Raw genomic sequence first — 19,718 nt, 5'->3', positions numbered from 1 at the left:
CATGTTACTTTCAAAAATAGCAAAAATAAACCTAGTGAAAATAACCGCATGATTAAATTATGAAAACGTATGACAAAATACATCTTAATGTAACTAAAGACTCAATCCTTCAATCTGTCGAAAATTTGTTTTATTCACAGGATTATTAACGTAATTTTCAATTTGAATCCGCTATTATAAGTAGAAACCCCATTTTTCGCTGACATTTAAAAATATGATGGCCATCAGGCGAAATAAATACCGAAAAAACCTACAACCATGAAAAACAATTTTAAATTTTTGGTTATTTCAGGAGCCAGCCTAATCATTTTGGGTCTTTTGCTTTCAGATTCATCTTGGTCAGGAATTTTATGGATTGTGGGCGTAGCCCTCATTGCCTTATCAACACACACCAAAGAGTCGCTTAAAGGATTTTCATTTACCTTATGGATTGTCGCTGCGGTAGTTTTAACCTTGCAATTCCCCACGCCATTCATTGGGTATGGAGATGTAAAGTTTAAAATATTGATTATCCCATTGCTCCAATTAATTATGTTTGGGATGGGATCTACCATGCAGATTTCAGATTTCCAAGAAGTGCTAAAGTCTCCAAAAGCCGTAGCTTTAGGCGTATTTTTTCAATTTTCCATCATGCCACTTGTCGGATGGAGCCTCACAAAAGTCTTCGATTTCCCATCAGAAATATCAGCCGGCATCATATTAGTTGGTTGCATGCCTTGCGGATTAGCCTCGAACGTCATGTCTTATTTAGCCAAGGCCAATGTAGCTCTTTCTCTAACTCTAACGTCTATCGCCACAATCATCGCCCCTATTTTAACGCCCTTATTGATGAAAAACTTGGCAGGCCAATTGATTGAAATTGATCTAATTGCCATGATCTGGGAAATCAGTAAATTGATTTTAATCCCTATTGTTTTAGGGGTTATTTACAATCGAATAATTGGAAATAAATGGGCTTGGTTTCAAGAGCAATTGCCCATAATCTCCATGATTAGCATTGGATTAATCATCATTATTATTACCGCTAATGGCAGGGATGCATTACTTTCCGTTGGGCCTCTACTCGTTATCGCTTGTTTTATGCACAATATTATCGGCTTTGTTTTAGGCTATTGGGGCGGAAAACTTACCCGATTACCTGAAAAAGATTGCAGAACCATCGCCATCGAAGTTGGCTTACAAAATGCAGGATTAGCCTCTGGTTTAGCTATGGCCATGGGAAAAGTCGCCACAGTGGGTCTACCAGCCGCCATTTTTGGACCTGTTATGAATATTAATGGTTCTAGCCTAGCTAATTATTGGAAAAATAAATAACCTTTGGACAATTAGAAACTACTCGTTGACAAACTCACTTATTTCCTCAAATGGTAGGCTTTAGGTTTCGTAAAAGCTCTTAAACCCACATGTGAGAGTGTTAAGCCAAAACCTGAATGCCCCCTACCGCTCCATGGAAGTGCCGCACTCACGCGATCGCAACAATTCCAATATCCAGAACCTGAATCTACTAAAGCTAAAATGGCCTCTGCCCTATTTTGATCCGCCGAATAAACCCCAGCCGTTAACCCATAGGTTGTATCATTCATCAGACGAATGGCATCTGCATCATGCTCAACGCGCATAATCCCAATAATGGGACCAAAACTTTCCTCACGCATTAACGTCATCTCATTTGTTACATCCACTAAGACCGTTGGCTCAAAATAATTCCCCTTCCCTTCCATACGTTTTCCTCCCACAAGAACCCGAGCTCCCTTCGCTAGCGCATTCTCCACTTGGGAAGTCAATACATCCAATTGCGCCTTTCGGCTCAAAACCGAAATATATACGCCATCCTCAGTGGGCAAACCTACTTTCCATGAGTTAACCTCTTCTACAAAGGCCTGCACAAACTCCTCATATACAGCCGATTGCACATAAATACGTTCAACAGAACAACAACTTTGTCCATTGTTGTAAAATGCTCCATCAGCAATTCCAGCAGCTACAGCCACCACATCCACCACATCATCCGCCACATAAACGGGATCCTTTCCGCCTAGTTCAAGTACGCATGGAACCATCTTGGTAGCCACATGCGTATAAATTTTTTGACCCGTTTGATACGATCCCGTAAAATAAAAACCATCAAAAGGCATATCCAAAAGTGCTTTCCCAACATCCCCCTCCCCGATAGCCACTTGAAAAACATCCTCCGGCACGCCTGCCTCAATTAGGTAGTTGGCAATTTGCAGACCTGTCAACGACGCGTATTCAGATGGTTTGTACATAACTGCGTTACCGGCCAACAAAGCTGGCACAAAAATATTTACGCCCACATTGTAGGGATAATTCCACGCTGAAATATTACAAATAACTCCTAGAGGCTCATATACAATCTTTTCTGTCAATTGATCTGAAAGCGACATGATCTCATCTGTTAAATATTGGATGGCATGTTGGGCAAGCCAACTAGCCTTTGCACCGGCTCCATTAATTTCATTTCTACTTTGTTGCAAAGGCTTACCCATCTCAGACGTTAAAATAGCGGCTAATTCTTCGCTATTTTCCTTAATCAAAAACACAAATTTCTCAATAATATCGATACGATTCTGAAGTGGAACTGCTGACCACGCAGAGGATGCATGTTGTAAACGGCCAAATTTTATTGCCAAACTATCTATTGAATCTTCTTGAATAGTAGCTATTATTTCTTCAGTAGCAGGATTAATGATATGCATATTTTATTTTTTTTGCATCGCTTCGATGAAAGCAAGACGAATGTTTTGTGAAAAAGCTAGGTTAAAAGCAGGAATCTGCATCCGCTCCGGATGCCACTGCACGCCTAAAAAAAAAGGTAATTCCTGATCCGCATATTCAATGGCTTCCACCACCCCATCAGTTGAACGCGCAGCAACTTTCAGTCCGCTTCCCAACTTATCTATGCCTTGGTGATGAGCTGAGTTGACCATTCCAGAAGTAAGTCCACAAATGTTTGCTAATAAGGTAGCAGACTCAACCTGAATTTGATGTTCAAAATCACCCGTAGCGGTCTTTCGGTGATTCAAAAAATCACTTTCTTGAAGATCCTGAAATAAGGTTCCGCCTAAGGCCACATTAACTAATTGGAGGCCCCGACAAATTGCCAATAACGGTTTATTTTGTTTTTGAGCATAGTTGAAAACAGCTATTTCAAAATGATCCCGCGATTCGTTAAAATCCGTAGAATTAGGGTAATTAGTTCGTTTATTTTGGTAAAATTGAGGATGTAAATCGATGCCACCAGTCAGCAAAAAACCATCACAACGCTCTAAATCATGTGTATTTTGATCTTGGTATGCTAAGATGACAACCTCGATACCTTCACCCGAAATCCAGGTTGGATAATTTTGAAAATTGGTATCCGAAGAGGTGATTCCGATCGTGCACATACCTTATAATGCTTCCTGGTAAAGTGCCCTAAAATCAGATTGAGATACGGGTTTTGGATTATTGGGATGTGCAAAATCTGCAAAAGCCAAAGCTGATAACGTATCTAAATGAGACTCTTTGACTTGAATTTCACGTAAGCGATGGGGAATCCCAACCTTTGAATTTAAGTCAAACAGATATTGAACTACCGATTCCCCTAACTCCGATTTCAAACCTAAGGCCTGAGCCATCCGGGCAAATCGATCCTCAAAACCCGCAATGTTAAAACGCATTCCATAAGGGATATTAATTGCATTCGCCAACCCATGATGTGTATCTAAAAGAGATGAAAGCGGGTGCGCTAAGGAGTGAACAACGCCCAATCCTTTTTGAAACGCAATTGCACCCATCATGGAGGCAAGCAACATTTTTGATCGCGCATTTAAATCGGGTTGACGTACCGCATCCACCAGCGATTCCGCCACTAAACGCATCCCCTCCAAGGCAATTCCATCACACATTGGATGAAAATTTTTGGCTAAATATGCCTCCATGTTGTGAGTTAACGCGTCCATACCAGTGGCTGCAGTAACAAAAGCAGGTAATTCCATGGTTAAAAGCGGATCAGCAAAAACAATTTTGGCCAAAAGCTTGGGGGAAAATAAAATCTTTTTTTGATGTGTTTCATCATCTGCAATAATGGCAGATCTACCCACCTCACTACCCGTCCCCGACGTAGTTGGAATGGTCACAAAATGAGGAACATCGTTGGTCACATACACATCACCCCCAATTAAATCATCATAGACAAACAAATCTTCCCGATGGTTTACCTGAAGTACGATAGCACGAGCAACATCCAAAGCTGCACCTCCACCGATTCCTACTAAACAATCTCGGTTTGTTGCATCCCAAACAGCCGTTCCTGCATATACGTCCGACTTAACCGGATTTTTATGAATGGAAGAAAAAACTTCTACAGATATACCTGCGTGAGCTAAATCAGCACAAATATTTTTAAAAAATCCAAGTTCCGCAATCACTGGATCGGTCACGAGCAGGGGCTTCGAAAAACCATGGTTTTTTAAATATGGAGCTAATTCTTTTATCGCTCCAGCCCCAAACCGAATAATAGTGGGGAAATTAAATTGTTTTACTTGATTAAAATCCATCTTAAATTATTTCAAAATACCTTCTTTTTTCCCAATCGTTCACTACGCGGCCATATTGCTGACATTCCCACTCCCGGGAAGCTACAAAATGCTTTACAAACGTTTCGCCAAATAATTCAAAGGCAATGGGGGAATGTTTCATTGCCTCTGTTGCCTGCTGCAAACTGCTAGGCAAACGCCCATGTGAAACATCAGCATAACCATTTCCTAAAGTAGGTTCTTGCAAAGCTAATTGATGTTGAATGCCATACAAACCACTCGCTAAACAGGCGGCCATGGCCAAATATGGATTCACATCTGAGCCTACCACCCGCGTTTCAAGCCGTGTTGATTTTTTACTTCCAGGAATAGCACGCAAAGCAACCGTCCGGTTGTCCACTGCCCAAGTAAGCGTTGTGGGAGCCCAAGCTCCTTCCACTAAACGCTTATACGAATTGATTGTAGGTGCAAACATGGGTAAAATATATGGTAAACAATGGAGTTGGCCCGCAATATAATGCCGCATGGTTGCACTCATTCCTTGCTCATCAATTTCGTCAAAAAACAAATTTTTAGACGCGCCTGCATCCCAAAGACTTTGATGCACATGCCCACTACAACCCGGCAAACGTTCATCCCATTTGGCCATAAATGTGGCCATAATACCCTGCTTGTAGGCTAATTCTTTTACTGATGATTTAAACAAAACAGCACGGTCGGCAGCTTCTAATATACCTGAATAAGTTATCGCAGCTTCATAAACGCCCGGACCTGTTTCTGTGTGTAAACCTTCTAATGGAATTCCGAAAGATCCTAAATCTGAAAATAGTGATTTGAAAAAATCATTGCGTAAAGTGCTTCGTAAAACTGAATAACCAAACATTCCGGGACTTAAGGGTTTTAAGTTTTGGAAATTCTTATCATGTACGGAAGCAGGTGTTTCCTCAAAATTAAACCACTCAAATTCTTGACTAAAGAAAGGGGTAAATCCGGATTTTTGAGCCCGATCTATAACTTTTTCGAGTAAATTTCGTGGACAAACAGCAGCACTATGTTGTGGGGAATCAATCAATTCACATAGAAAAAAAGGAATATTGTTTTCCCAAGGGATCATTCTAAAGGAAGAAAGATCAATGCGCGCAGGGGCGTCGGGATAGCCAGAATGCCAACCCGTATACTGAGAATTTTCATACGCCACATCGGCCATGTCCCACCCAAAAACCACATTGCAGAAACCCATTTCAGATTGGGCAACAGAGAAAAACTTCTCAGTACTAATGTACTTCCCGCGTAAAACCCCATCAATATCTACCAAAGCGACTTTTACTCGTTGGTCTGGATGTTCCCGCACGTAATCAAAAATTTGATTCTCCGTCATGATGACCTTATTTTTTTGGAAAAAACAACTTAAAAAACAGCAAGCAAATTAGGATGATCCCAGCATAAATAAAAAACAAATTTGAATTATTGTATGCAATTAAAAGGAAAGAAGCACCTGAGAGTACAAGGGCAATTAAGGGTGTCCACGGATACCCAGGAACTGAAAATGGCCTTGCTAAATTAGGGGCATTCCTCCGTAATTGAAGTAATGAAAGCATGGCAATAAAATACAGTGTCAAGGCACCCATTACAGAAACCGTAATTATTTCAGCCGTCTTATTTGTTAATAATGCAGCGATTCCGATCCCCATATTGACGAGTAGTGCATTGGCAGGCGTTAAAAATTTAGGATGTAATTTTCCTAAAAATCGGGGAGCAAAACCTTTTAATCCAAATTCGTACGTAGAACGACCCGCAGCTAGAATTAACCCATGAAAAGAAGCAATTAAGCCAAAAAGCCCCACCGTTAGAAGTAAGTGAAATAACAAGGAATTCGTTCCCACAATTTGACCCATCGCTAGGGGAAGTGGGGAGTCAGAGGTTTCACCAGAAAGCCCATTCTTAAAAACAATGGCTTCCCAACCACCCACACCAATCGCGGCAAAAAATACGAGCACACATAAAATAACGAGCGTGAATAGCGCGGAACCAAAACCGCGTTGAATATCTTTCTGCGGATTTTTCGCCTCTTCGGCTACATTTGCCAAACCCTCAATGCCTAAGAAAAACCAAATCGCAAAGGGCAAAGAGGCAACAACTCCATACCAACCATTCGGCCAGGCGTTTTGCTGCATATTCGCCCATTTAAAATGAGGCAATGTAACACCGGCAAAAATCAAAATTTCAACCACCGCAATAATCGTGATCCATAATTCAAATGTTGCGGCGGCTTTAATGCCGTAAATGTTGAGCGCTGTGAATATGAAATAGGCCGATAATGAAATCCAAAGAATTGGTATATCTGGGAAAAACAGATTAAAGTAAGCGCCAATACCAAAAGCAATTGCGGGTGGAGCAAAAATAAATTCGATCATTTGGGCTAAACCAGCAATAAATCCAATTTGATTCCCAAAGGCTTTCGTTGCATAATCGAAAACACCGCCAGCCTTCGGAATAGCACAAGCTAATTCCGCGTAAGAAAAACTAAAACACGTATAGAGCAAAATAACAAGGACCGTAGCGAGGGCCAACCCAAGTGTTCCTCCTTCTTTTAGCCCTAAATTCCATCCGAAATACATCCCGGAAATGACATAACCAACACCCAGGCCCCATAACATCAAGGGGCTTAGGACTTTTTTCATGTGAGCTTGATGCTCACTATCGCTTGAATTAAGTTGCATTCAATTAACATTTGACACTAGATAAAGTAATACCTGATTAAATTATCTACTAAAATTTCACTCAAACGAATGTAGGAAAATATTACCTGAATTGAATGTGTTCTCAAAGAAACTAAACCACTTTTACAATCAATAAAATTACTTAGCCGTCAGCTCAAGTAACCTTCCCCCGTCTTCCACACTCACATAAATTTTACCTGCAGGCCCCATTTTCACATTCCGTATGCGGCCAAAATCTGGGAGTAAAATGGTTTCACTTCCAGGAATACCATTTGTCATTTTTATATTAATTAAATGCTTTCGTGTCAAACTTCCCATCAATAAATTACCATTCCAATCTTTAAACGAAGTATGATTGATAAAAGTAAGTCCGGAAGGAGCAAGAGCCGGTGTCCATGTCTTTAAGGGCGCAATAATCCCAGGCGCCGTATGTCCATTACTAATTGTCGTTCCATTGTAATTTATGCCAACGCTATACAAAGGCCAACCGAAATTATTTCCCGCTTCGACTCGGTTAAGCTCACAGCCACCACTTGGCCCATGTTCATTAACAAAAAGCCGTCCTGATTTCGGTTCAAAAGCCATTCCCTGCGGATTTCGATGTCCATAACTATATAGGGTACTGCGTTGTGTTTGGCCAGGAAGGATCGGATTATCGCTTGGCACACTTCCATCAATATTCATTCGATGTATTTTGCCCCAGAATGTAGTGGTTCGTTGGCTATTTTGATGTGGACTTGAGGCTCCACCCAAACTACCTCCTCCGCCTTCCCCTACACTCCAATATAATTTTCCATCGGGACCAAAAGCAATTCGGCTTCCAAAGTGACCATTCCACGTGGAAGCTGATTCCGTGGTATGCAGCAAGCGCCAATCAGTAGCTACATTTCCACGTAAGGTAAAGCGGGCAAGCGAAAGAAAACCGCCGGTAATGCTGTAGGTAACGAACACCGACTTGCTACTAGCAAAATCAGGGGCAATAGCCAAATCTAATAATCCACCCTGCCCTACTGCCGAAATATTAGTAGGTAATCCCGTAATCCGCGTGGTACTTCGAGTGAGGTTATCATACAACTGAATTGTCCCTGATTTTTGGGTAAAAAGTAAGTTACCATCAGGCAAAATGTCAAAACCCCAAATGATGCCTTGGTTATTGAGTAAGGTCGTAATTTTAATTTCCGGTATGCCCGTTGGTGAAGTACTCGCCAAAGGAGATTCTATCTCTTTTGAACAGGATAACATGAGCAATAAAAATAGCACAGAAATCCGTGCGAGGCATGCCCTAGAATAATAGAAAAATCTGCTTAGGTTCATTTAACTCACAATGTGACGCTCAAAGTAAAATCGATACAAAAAATCTCACTCGGGAAGATAAAAAATATTTTTTGGTTTTTCGAGGAGATTTCTTCATTTTGACCTTATGAAAAAACTAAACCAAATAGCTATAACCAACTGATGAAAATTTGCCAGATTATCATTCTCCTATTTTTAAGCCAAACCACCCTTATCGCCCAAAAGTCTATTGTTTGGAAGGAAAGCTATCCGGGTATTTGGAAAGCGGATATTGGTCAAAAACAAAAACATAGTCTGCTTCAAGCGGCTGGTGGCAAGGTGAATTTGTCCGCGTTAAATCAACTTCCTAAAACCGCATTTCCACTAGATAAAGGGGCCATTGAAATCAAAATCATTCAAGGGAAAACCTATCTAAAATTGCCGCTCCAACAAGGAGAGCAGTTGTTCGGTTTGGGGCTTAATTTTCAAACGGTAAACCAACGAGGTCGTATTTTAAACCTTCACATAGATCATTTTGGTGGGAAGGATAATGGTCGAACGCATGCGCCTGTTCCTTTTTATGTTTCCTCAAAAGGCTATGGCGTGTTGATTGATGCTGCTCAATACATCACCGTTTATGCAGGAACCGGTGTGCGCGTCGATTCCAAAAATCCGCCCGAGCTTCAGGACCGAAATACGAATAAAAAATGGAGTGCACAACCCTATTCAGATGCGGTGGAGGTATTGGTACCAACGAATGGTACCAGTCTTTACGTATTTGCTGGGCCATCACCTATGCAAGCAGTACAGCGCTATAATTTACTTAATGGCGGTGGCTATTTACCTCCCAAATGGGGATTGGGATTTACACAACGCGTACCCACACTTTATTCCCAAGAAGACATCTTAAAAGAAGTCGCTAGTTTTGAGGAACATAATTTTCCATTGGATTTTATTGGCGTAGAGCCTGGTTGGCAAAGTATGTCCTACCCATGCACCTTTGAATGGGATACGACGCGATTCCCGACACCCAAATTATTCTTGGCAAAATTAGCAGAAAAGGGCGTTTCAGCTAATCTATGGCTTAATCCCTATGTTTCACCGAAGTCGTCCCTCTATCCCTTGGTTAAAAACCTGACGGGCTCGCATACAGTTTGGAATGGTTTGGTGCCCGATTTTACCTTGGCCCAAACCCGTCAGTTATACAAGAATCATTTCAAAAAAAATCATTTAGACATTGGCGTAGGTGGTTATAAAATAGACGAGGTCGATGGCTATGACAATTGGGTCTGGCCGGATGTAGCAACATTCCCATCGGGCACAAGTGCAGAGGAGATGCGGCAAATATATGGATCGTTGGTTCAAAAAATGACCGCTGATTGGTACAAAGAAATCAACAAGCGAACCTATGGTTTAGTTAGGGCCTCTAATGCAGGGAGTAGCCATTTGCCTTACGTAATTTACAATGACTATTACAATCACAAGGATTTCATCACTGCATTGGTCAATAGTAGTTTTATTGGCGTCCTGTGGACTCCAGAAGTACGCGCATCTAAAACAGCGGAAGAATGGATACGAAGAATGCAATCCGCCTGTTTTTCACCAATGGCCATGATTAATGCATGGGCCGACGGGACCAAACCGTGGACTTTCCCCGAAGTAGCCGATGCGGTAAAAGAGGTGGCCAATTTACGGATGCAATTATTACCCTACCTATATACGACATTTGCGGCTTATTACCGGGAGGGAAAACCACCCTTTCGCGCCATGCAATTAGTTGACGAATTTAGTGACCAAAATATCCAAGAGCGCGGCCAACTGGATGCAACAACAAATCCATACCAAATGGCCATACGGAAAGACATCAAAGACCAGTACATGATGGGCGATGACATCTTGGTTGCTCCTATGTTTGCAGGGGAGAAAAGTAGGCAGGTTATTTTACCTAAGGGAAAATGGTATGATTTTTACTCGGGAGACTTTGTGGGAGAAAACCAATTGATTCAGATTGAGCCACCTTTGGAGAAAATCCCATTGTTCGTGCGCGATGGAGGGATTATACCGTTGGTTCCTATTCACCGACAAGCACCTAAGTCAGGCGAAAAATGGCCACTTACATTACAACATTATGGCCAAAATCCTGGAGCATTTACCCTGTATGATGATGATGGTAAAACGTTTGATTATGAAAAAGGAAAATTCACCTTATCGAAGTATTCGGTTCAACGAAATCCACAAGGGAAATTGGCGGGAAATCAAGCTATTCAAGTACCTATGAGCTATTTGCCGGAGGTAAGGTGGGTATTTATGACGAAATAAAGTATCAATAAATTGACCAATCAATTTTAATGAATCTATTTGAATCAAAACCAAGTCAGCTGTAAAAAAATCAGTTTTTATATAATTGAAATAATTTCTAAGTTTGGGTCATCATAAAATACATCCTTTCACAAAATCGATTCATTTGTCGACCTACCTTATTAGCTAAACCAATTTTCTACTATGACTTATTGCCTAAAAATTTTCGCCCTAATTTCTGTTTTATGTTCCCCAATAGTTGCGCAGACACAGCAGACCTATGCCGAAAAGCTCGGATTTCCTAAAGGCAAAAAAGTCCTTATATTCCATGTTGACGATTGCGGAATGTCCTATTCTTCCAATCAAGGTGCTTATAAATCGATGGAACAGGGAGTGGCTACTTCATGTAGCATCATGATGCCCTGCCCTTGGGCCGCAAGTTTCATTCACTATCTACAGAAAAACAATCCAAAGGCTGATGCGGGCTTACACCTTACATTAACTTCAGAATGGAATGATTACCGCTGGCCTGCGCTTGCGGGGTTCCAACAAGTTCCCGGATTAAGTGATGGAGATGGATGTCTGCACCGGAGCGTCGAACAGGTTATTAAACATGCAAGTCCGGATGAAGTGGAAAGAGAAATTAGAGCTCAAGTAGAACGAGCAAAACGATTGGGATGGGCCCCTACGCACATCGACTCACACATGGGAACGCTATTTGCCTACCCCCCATTTTTAGAGCGCTATGTTAAGGTTGGTATTGAGTTAGGCATTCCTGTGATGTTTCCAGGGGGAAATAATAAAATGATGATTGAATCCATGAACTTACCACTTATTAAAAAGATGAAAGCAGATGGGACATGGAAAGAGGGCACCAAATTAGAAGCTAAAAGATATGGCTTGACCGATTTGTTTGGTGAAGCGAGTAAAATGGGTGAAAAACTTTGGAATGCAGGACTTCCCGTTTTAGACGATTTACATACGTTTAGTGGTGATTGGAAACCTGCCGGAAACCCGAGCGCTGAAGAATGGGGGAAATATAAGGCCCAACAATGGATTGAAACAATCAAAAATATGAATCCAGGAGTAGCCATGATGATCGTACATAGCAGTGACATCACTGAGGAATTCAAGTATGTATCTGGTTCAGGTGGCTCGCGTTTAGCCGACATGAATTCCATGATGAATCCTGAACTAAAAGCCTACATCGAAAAAGAAGGAATTATTCTAACTACTTTCCGCGAATTATTGGAGCGCCGTAAAAAGGTTCACTAATACTCCTTTAGAGGTAGTCACGGTCAAAAAACCCTAGTTATTTTCTTTTTTCAAATTCACTAGATAGCCAAAAAGCGCTGCTGTGAAAAACATAATCAAACTATAAATAACGGCTGGTGTACTCATCGCACTATTCCCAATCACCGTCAATGCAATAAATATGGCCAACGTGCCATTGTGAATGCCAATCTCCATACCAATCGCAATAGCCTGCGCCTTGCCCAATTGGAACAAACGTGGTACAAAATAGCCAATACCCATGCTAAGAACGTTTAATAATAAGGTAGGTATGCCCACTAATTTAAAATCTTGAACGATATGTGCCTTTTCTTTAAGAATCGTCATGACAATGACCAAAACCAGAAATAGAGCAGAAATAATTTTAACAGGACTACTCAGACGTTCAGCCACGGAGCTTGCTTTAGAACGAATTAACATACCAATCGAAACAGGTCCTAAAACAACTAAGCAAACCTCGAATACTTTTTTAAATTGTAAGGGTACCACCTGATCCGTTTGCATAAAACTAGCCATAGCAAAATTAACAATGACAGTAATCGAAAAAACAGAAATCAAGCTATTTAAGGCTGTCAAAGTCACATTGAGAGCTACGTCACCTTTGGCAATATGAGAATACAAATTAGCAGTGGGGCCACCAGGGGAAGCAGATAAAAGCATGAGACCTACCGCTAATTCAGGCGATAGATTAAAACCTACCGCAATAAAATAACAAATAGTGGGCAACAGAATCATTTGACAGACTAAGCCGATCAATACGGCTTTCGGAAAAATAAGTACACGTTTAAAATCTTCTACGCGCAGTGAAAGCCCCAAGCCCATCATGATAATAGCCAATGCGAGAGGTAGGAGTACGACAGCTAAAAAATTTGCTTGCATAATTCGTATAGGTTTAGGTGTAATGTCGGTGGCAAATAAAAACGAAATAACTTAAACAAACAAATTCATCCCACCTTGAGTCAAGCCAACATTCATTTCCAAATCTTCAGATGTGATTGTATCGTTATTTCTGAGGTTGATTCACTGCATCTGATAAATGGCGGAGCATTTCAAACGTATATTCACCCATATTCGGACCAAACCATCCCATAGTTTTAGGCTCATAGGAATCAAAATAAAAATATTTTCCTGGAATGATATAACCCACGTAACTACCATTAAAACTTGTAATGTTAGCATGATAACCTTTATTGGCCAACGCATCCTTAATTTGAAGTGCAAACTCACCACTGAAGTCGGATGGTGTCGTAAACCACATAAGATTATCCATTTTAATGACTTGCAAGTAAACATTTTGGGGCAAAGGCATTAATTTTTCACTTAGCCAGCTCGTGAAATGTAAATGATTTGTCAAACGAATGTGGTAAGCGGGTAAGTCCATTTTTAAGCTAATCGAGGACAAATTAATTCGATCTTTGAGTTGCACCTGTGTTAAATGCTTTTCGAGACTGTCAGCGAGCGCCTCTCCTATGTGCTTCGACTTTTCAAATTCGTTGCCCTCTCCTACTGGGCTTTGACTTCCCACGGAGCCACCGCAGAAAATAGCTAGGTCTACAGAACCCTGTTCCATTTTTCGTTGCCAATAACCGGGATAATCTGCACTAAATTCAAAATTATCGGCACCAATGGTCGTTGCATGTGCGCCAAATGATCCAATTACCGCTTTGAACCCTGTTTTTTGTTGAATGGATATATAATTAAACTGGCCATTGATGGTTCCTGTCTCACCGATCAATCGATTTTTTACATAAGGCGCCGCATTGAAATACCCATTCCCAAATCGGGCAGGTTTTAAGTCGGCAATTGCTTTAGTGACCGCCGTTGATATTTGATTAACCAACCATTTTTGAATGCCCAGATTGGCTTTCCCTGCAAATTGTTCCCCGATGAAACCTGGCCCCCAAGCTCCTACACTAGAATGCGTGTGCGAGGCTGAATAAAATACTTGATTTCGTTGGATACCCTTTTTTTGAAGTGTTAAACTAACTTCATCAATGATGTTGGGAGGCATAATGAGCATATCAGCACCCACTATAACGACCAATTGATTACCCACTTTGATCGCTGCGGCTTTTACAAAAATACTATCATGTGTACCTTTGGCACTTTTCCCTTTGCGGGCACCAAAACCAGCCAATGGAACTTCGATAAACTTACCCGCTGTTGGATTATCTTGATCATGGCCCACACCTGGCGTAATGCTCACTTTGGAGAAACCGGCCTCGAGAAGATCGTCACTATTTTTTAGTGTTTTCGTAAGACTATCCAACCTCGTTTTCGTTTGTTGGTAATACGCCGTTTTAAAATAAGGTGTTTGATCAACGCGACAGGAAATCAAAAAAGATAGTAAAAAGACAGTGCTAGAAAGCACGATTCCAACAATCAAACCAATTTTTTTCATGGTAAATCAGAGATAAGACGAAGGCAAAAATAACTAAATGTGTGGATTACTTTTGCTATTCTTTTCAAAAGATACTCAGGGTAGATTGGTGAGGAATGTTGAACACCAAGCACCCTTAAAGCGCGCGGATATTAGTATTTATTGGAAAATGAAGGCTTTGTGATATTTCCATTTTCATCAATTGGGTATAATGCGCCCTCCTTCTCTAGCTGTTCACGCATTTGATTAACTAATTTTTTCAATTTTTGAGGCATTTTAGTAGCCAAGTTATTCGTTTCATATGGATCCAATAAAAGGTTAAATAGTTCAAATCTTGTATTTGCAGGGTTTAATGCTGGAAAATAATGATAGACAATCTTCCAATCGCCATTTCGATAGCTTGTAAAATACTTACTTCGGTGATCATGCGGAAAGTGCATTAAAAACGTCTCAGATTTTAAGGAATTCGAATTTCCCATCAGATTGACCGCTAATGAAGTACCGTCAACAGAATGTCCGATTGGATTTTTTATATCTAATAAATCTAAAATAGTCGGATAGATATCCATAATTGTTCCTAATTGAGTTTGGATGGCACCTTGCTTTATAGGCATTTTTTTCTGCCAAGTGTTTGTGCGTTCAGGTTTAGCCCACGAGGCAATAAATGGAATTCGCATTCCTCCCTCATAATGTGTGCCTTTTTTTCCCCTGAGAGGAGCAGAACTTGAAACTTCATGTGTAGGTCCAAGCGGTGCGTCTGAGCCATTATCTCCTAAAAAAAAGATAATGGTATTTTCCGCAAGGCTTAATTTTTCTAATTCATCCAAAATTTGACCCAATGAATTATCCATCCCTTCAACCATACTCGCGAACTTTTGAGCTTCCACGCCCCGTAAGGTATCCTTCATATAATGCGCCTTAAATGATGGATCAAACATAAAAGGCGTGTGCACTGCATAATGGGCTATTTGTAAGAAAAAAGGCTTTTTGTTTGCTGCCGCCTTATTTATTTCCTTTTTGGCTTCATTCGTTAAGGCATCCGTTAAAAAAGTAGACGTTTGATGGTAATTTTCTAAATGGGGTACTTGTTGCCTTATACTTCCATTCTTCATTTTTTGGGCATAATTATCCATACCTAAATAGCTACCCGGATGACCAATTGCAGTGCCCCCAATATTAACATGATACCCTAAATTCAGGGGATTTTCTGCAAAAGACCCAAATGGCCCAAAGTGTGCTTTACCCACATATATTGTTTCATAACCTTGTTTTTGAAGTAATAAAGGCAAAGTCGTTGTATCCGTTTTAGGGATTCCTTTCCAATTCCAGTCTTTGGGACCCAAGTTGCCGCGATTATTTTCATCCGGATTAATCCACTGTGTCGTTTTATGGCGCGCAGCATTTTGTCCAGTGATTAGACTTGCACGCGAAGGCGAACAAACACTTTGTGCATAAAAAGTAGAAAACCGAATACCTAAATCGGCCAATCTTTTCATATTAGGTGTTTGGTACCAATTATTAAGTGGATGGACTTGAGGTTTTCCCTTGGAATCCAAAAGAAAAGGAACAGAAGTATCCATTAGCCCCATATCATCCACTAAAAAGATAATGATATTGGGCTTTTGAGGGCTTTGGGAAAATGAGGTAGTTATTGTCAAAAAATAAATACTAGCTAAAAGACAAATTCTTGATAAGCTCGAAAACATATAAAATAAGTTTAAGGATGGCGAAAATAAATATAACGTAGTGGTATCTAAACTTGGAAATCAACAGTTTTACAGTCGCCAATAATTCAGGCGTTATGAAGCACTATTTTACTCCCGCCTCAAACTACCATTATTTAATAAAACATTCCTAGGGTCTAATTCAACTTGTAAAGGTGCAGAACCTACTGAAAAACTATAACGCTGTGATTTAGCCGAAAGCTTCATTTTCAAGATGGTTGGGGTACTTTTCCCCAACGTATAATATCCAATTTCAACTGGAGTATTAAACAAAAAATCACCCGATTGAACTTGGTTCAATTGAACTGTCATTTTTTTTGTTTTGAAATTATAGTTCCAAGAAGCTTCAATCGTTGGATTAACAGGTTGATATAACCATTGATTAAAAAATAACTTCAAGTCTTTTCCAGATACTTTTTCCATTTCAATTCTAAATTCATTCGTAGTTGTATTAGCATTAAAATACGTAGCATAATAGTTTCGAATTCCTTTTTTGAAGTTAGTTTCTCCAAGTAAATCTCGGAGCATATGAATCACCCAAGCCCCTTTTTGATAGGTTAATCCACTAGTAACTTGTTCAACCTCGGCGGACCTAGGACTCACAATACTGAAATTGGGCATTTTGACTGCCAAATCATAAATAGTCTGCTTAGCTTTCAGTAAGCCTTTCGTATATTCTTTTTTCCCATATTCATGCTCTATAAATAATAAGGTAAAGAACGTGGCGAAACCTTCACTTAGCCAGGCGTCATCCCAATTAGCCTCCGTAATTGCATTGCCAAACCACTGATGTGCAATTTCATGAATCACGACGTTTCTAATACGTTCATCTCTTTTTCCATTCACTAAATTTTCTCCATAAAAAATCGCTGAGGATGTCTCCATTCCCCCATTGACACTCGGCGTTTGAATATTTGCTAATTTCTCGTAGGCATAGGGCCCAACATAGTCACTGAAAAATGTTAACGCCTTTTTTGTTGGCTCATCAAAATCATAAAAACCTGCCTCTCTGTTTTTGGGATATACCCACGTTTGTATGGATTTGCCCCTAAACGTGTCAACATATTTAACAGCAAAATCGGCTACACCTAACACGTATAACCAGGACGAAACGGGTACAGATTGTTTCCAATGCGTTCGTTTTTCATTATTTCCCAAATCAGATTCTTCGAGTAGCAAACCATTTGAGACTACCTTATAATGTGAAGGTGCCTTTACTATAAATTCAGAAGTAGCTTTATCGGAAGGATGATCAATGAGTGGCAACCAATGTCTTCCTCTGTTGGGCCAATTTTCATTAAAAAAACTACGATCACCATATTTTGTGGCCCCTATTCTTAAACCATCAAATGGAATTCCATGGTATTTAATCGTATAAATAACTGTTTGATTTAGGATAGAAGCTTGAGGTAAATGAATAATGAGTGCGTCATTTTGGTGTGTAAAAGCGACGGCTTTGGTATTAATAAAAATGGCGTCAACAACCATTCCTTTCCCATTCCTTTCTACTGATTTATTGACAAGATCTAAGCGAAAATTCAATACACCTGCTTGCTTAAAATTGATAGTAATTTGTGTTTTGCCAATAATTTCATCGGTGCTATCGCTCAAGCCCAGTTCAAAGGTATAATGTTTGACATCGATACTTTTATTAATTGGGTACGTATCAGCATGGGAGATTAAGGGAAAAAATAAAAAAGTTATCGCCAAAAATCTACTTAATTTATTCATCACAGTATCGTTGTTTTTTTCAAGTAGAACCCTTTCGCGTCTACTTGTGGGGGTAATGTACTTTGAATGATGATCCCTTCACTTGAAATATTTGTTCGGGTGGTTTTACCATTGGCAGTAATTTCAAAAGGCAGGGTCATGAATAAATTATTCACTTTAATTTGAAATTTTTGAAAACCCACTTCTTTGATCGAAATATCTAACACATTCGTTGTTCTTAAATAAAAATCGAAAAATGGCTTCAAATCTTTCCCCGAGGCGTTACTAAATAATTTTTCTATGTCCTCAGTTGTAATAAAGTTGTCATACGTGTATTGGGGACTGGTTGCCAGTTTATATAATGTAGGAAAAAATAGCTGGTCCCCTACTACGTATCTCAAACTATGCATAAAAAAGGACCCCTTACCGTAAATGTCACCACCTGAGTAAACTTCCTCTTCGGTGATTCCTTCACCGGCAGGTACAATGGCTTTCTTATTTTTTGAATTACGTCTATGGCCAGCAATAATCTCATCGTAGGCTGCTTCTCCTCCGAGTTCATACATGGCTAGGGCTTCAGCATAAGTACTAATACCTTCTTGTAACCACATGTGTCCCCAATCTTTATTAGTCACCTTATTCGCAAACCATTCATGCGCATATTCATGAAATAAATTAGCGGAATATTCCTGTCCACCGATTGTTTTATAGCTAAATTTATTGTCGAAGGTAATCATTGTCTGATGCTCCATTCCTGAATTAGGCACTTCTGCAATGCCAATTTTCTCTTTGGCCCATGGGTATTCACCAAAATATTTTTCCAGAATTTTTGTATCTCGTTTTCTCGTTTCAATTACTTTTTTGGCGTGCATGGTGTCCACTTCTAAGACATAGAATTCGATGGGGACTTTATTCCCAGCAATAGTGGTTAATTCGTCTTTGACTACTTTGTATTTACCAATGTTAAATAAAATACAATAGTTACTTATGGTGTAATTCGTTTTCCAGTGGTAGGTAGCCTTATTTTTCTTTTTAACTACGTTCGTCAATAATCCAGGACCGGCGACAACTAAATGGGAGGGCACGGTTATAATCACATCTGCCCCCTCATTTGGTTCATCACTTGGATGATCTTTACATGGAAAATACATTTTTCCACCTTCGCCTTGAATATTTATAGATACCCAATCAAAACCCGCACTATCTTTTTTCCACGTAAAACCACCATCCCAAGGAGGTCTTATGGCAACGGGAGGTATCCCATTATACTCAACATATACTTTTTGGTTACCGGATTCGAAACCTTTAGCGGAGGTTATAAATATTTTATCGTCGTGTTGATAATAGGATGCTGTTGCATTGTTAACCTTGATTTTTGTCACAGCATATAAATGGATTAAATCAAGTAAAATAGTATCTGTCTTAGCAGCTAAATTTAGACTAATTTCAGTGGACCCATGAATGGATTGTTTAACCAAATCCACATCTAATTTGATGGTATAATGCCTTATATCCATTAGGGCTTGCAAGGGGTGTAATTTACCTCCACTCGTTAGGTACAAAATGTCTCTACTTGTTATCTTATCATCATTTTGACTTTGTACGTTAACACCAATTACGAGTAAAAAAGCAATCGTTAAAATAGTATGTAGTTTCATAGCACGTCTATTAGTTTGATTTTGAAACATTTGAATCGTTATTAACTTGTTGGGGCACATTCGTGAAAACCATGTGTTAAATTTTCGCTAATGTATTGATTTTCTTAGGATTAATTTACTGATTC

Annotated in this window: 14 protein-coding genes; 3 read left to right on the top strand and 11 right to left on the bottom strand. The window is 39.9% G+C overall.

Annotated elements, in window-relative coordinates:
• Positions 1-258 precede the first annotated feature (258 nt).
• Positions 259-1,314 (top strand): bile acid:sodium symporter family protein, encoded by a 1,056-nt coding sequence (locus ACIQ6T_RS04000; RefSeq protein WP_395784476.1) that lies wholly within the window; start codon positions 259-261, stop codon positions 1,312-1,314.
• A 38-nt stretch (positions 1,315-1,352) separates the two neighbouring features.
• Here ACIQ6T_RS04000 and ACIQ6T_RS03995 read toward each other — a convergent pair whose 3' ends face one another.
• From ACIQ6T_RS03995 to ACIQ6T_RS03970, 6 genes are all read right to left on the bottom strand, one after another.
• Positions 1,353-2,717 carry an aldehyde dehydrogenase family protein gene (locus tag ACIQ6T_RS03995; protein ID WP_395784474.1) on the bottom strand — a complete coding sequence of 455 codons (1,365 nt, stop codon included), beginning with the start codon at positions 2,715-2,717 and terminating at the stop codon, positions 1,353-1,355.
• A gap of 3 nt (positions 2,718-2,720) precedes the next feature.
• Positions 2,721-3,407 (bottom strand): gamma-glutamyl-gamma-aminobutyrate hydrolase family protein, encoded by a 687-nt coding sequence (locus ACIQ6T_RS03990; protein ID WP_395784472.1) that lies wholly within the window; start codon positions 3,405-3,407, stop codon positions 2,721-2,723.
• A gap of 3 nt (positions 3,408-3,410) precedes the next feature.
• Positions 3,411-4,559, bottom strand: coding sequence for an iron-containing alcohol dehydrogenase (locus ACIQ6T_RS03985; RefSeq protein ID WP_395784470.1), 1,149 nt, complete (start codon positions 4,557-4,559; stop codon positions 3,411-3,413).
• Position 4,560: 1 nt separating this feature from the next.
• Positions 4,561-5,916, bottom strand: coding sequence for a glutamine synthetase family protein (locus ACIQ6T_RS03980; protein WP_395784468.1), 1,356 nt, complete (start codon positions 5,914-5,916; stop codon positions 4,561-4,563).
• A gap of 7 nt (positions 5,917-5,923) precedes the next feature.
• On the bottom strand, positions 5,924-7,219 hold the full coding sequence (gene eat / locus ACIQ6T_RS03975) for an ethanolamine permease (RefSeq protein ID WP_395784466.1): 1,296 nt from the start codon (positions 7,217-7,219) through the stop codon (positions 5,924-5,926).
• Positions 7,220-7,396: 177 nt separating this feature from the next.
• Complete coding sequence (locus ACIQ6T_RS03970; protein ID WP_395784464.1) at positions 7,397-8,500, bottom strand: PQQ-dependent sugar dehydrogenase; 1,104 nt, start codon at positions 8,498-8,500, stop codon at positions 7,397-7,399.
• A 213-nt stretch (positions 8,501-8,713) separates the two neighbouring features.
• On the opposite strand from ACIQ6T_RS03970, the gene ACIQ6T_RS03965 reads away from it, so the two are divergent.
• Positions 8,714-10,849: a TIM-barrel domain-containing protein gene (locus ACIQ6T_RS03965; protein WP_395784462.1), complete on the top strand. Its 2,136-nt coding sequence runs from the start codon at positions 8,714-8,716 to the stop codon at positions 10,847-10,849.
• Between the two features lie 183 nt (positions 10,850-11,032).
• Positions 11,033-12,103 carry a polysaccharide deacetylase family protein gene (locus tag ACIQ6T_RS03960; protein ID WP_395784460.1) on the top strand — a complete coding sequence of 357 codons (1,071 nt, stop codon included), beginning with the start codon at positions 11,033-11,035 and terminating at the stop codon, positions 12,101-12,103.
• A gap of 33 nt (positions 12,104-12,136) precedes the next feature.
• On the opposite strand, the gene ACIQ6T_RS03955 is transcribed toward ACIQ6T_RS03960, so the two are convergent.
• The 5 genes from ACIQ6T_RS03955 to ACIQ6T_RS03935 form a co-directional block, all read right to left on the bottom strand.
• On the bottom strand, positions 12,137-13,000 hold the full coding sequence (locus tag ACIQ6T_RS03955; protein WP_395784458.1) for a bile acid:sodium symporter family protein: 864 nt from the start codon (positions 12,998-13,000) through the stop codon (positions 12,137-12,139).
• A 124-nt stretch (positions 13,001-13,124) separates the two neighbouring features.
• The gene (locus tag ACIQ6T_RS03950; RefSeq protein WP_395784456.1) at positions 13,125-14,522 is read right to left on the bottom strand and encodes a hypothetical protein; all 1,398 of its coding nucleotides are present in this window, start codon (positions 14,520-14,522) and stop codon (positions 13,125-13,127) included.
• A gap of 131 nt (positions 14,523-14,653) precedes the next feature.
• Entirely contained in the window at positions 14,654-16,207 is a 1,554-nt protein-coding gene (locus ACIQ6T_RS03945) for a sulfatase-like hydrolase/transferase (protein ID WP_395784454.1), read from the bottom strand.
• 108 nt (positions 16,208-16,315) lie between these two features.
• Positions 16,316-17,956, bottom strand: coding sequence for a M1 family metallopeptidase (locus ACIQ6T_RS03940; protein WP_395784452.1), 1,641 nt, complete (start codon positions 17,954-17,956; stop codon positions 16,316-16,318).
• Positions 17,956-19,593: a M1 family metallopeptidase gene (locus ACIQ6T_RS03935; protein WP_395784450.1), complete on the bottom strand. Its 1,638-nt coding sequence runs from the start codon at positions 19,591-19,593 to the stop codon at positions 17,956-17,958. Before ACIQ6T_RS03935 ends, ACIQ6T_RS03940 begins: the two co-directional genes overlap by 1 nt.
• Positions 19,594-19,718 lie beyond the last annotated feature (125 nt).

Origin of the sequence: Aquirufa sp. (assembly GCF_044377215.1) — a bacterium.
In the GTDB taxonomy this organism is placed as follows: Bacteria; Bacteroidota; Bacteroidia; order Cytophagales; family Spirosomataceae; genus Aquirufa.
The sequence above is the reverse complement of the archived record's forward strand: the minus strand, read 5'-3'. Positions and strand labels throughout refer to the sequence as shown.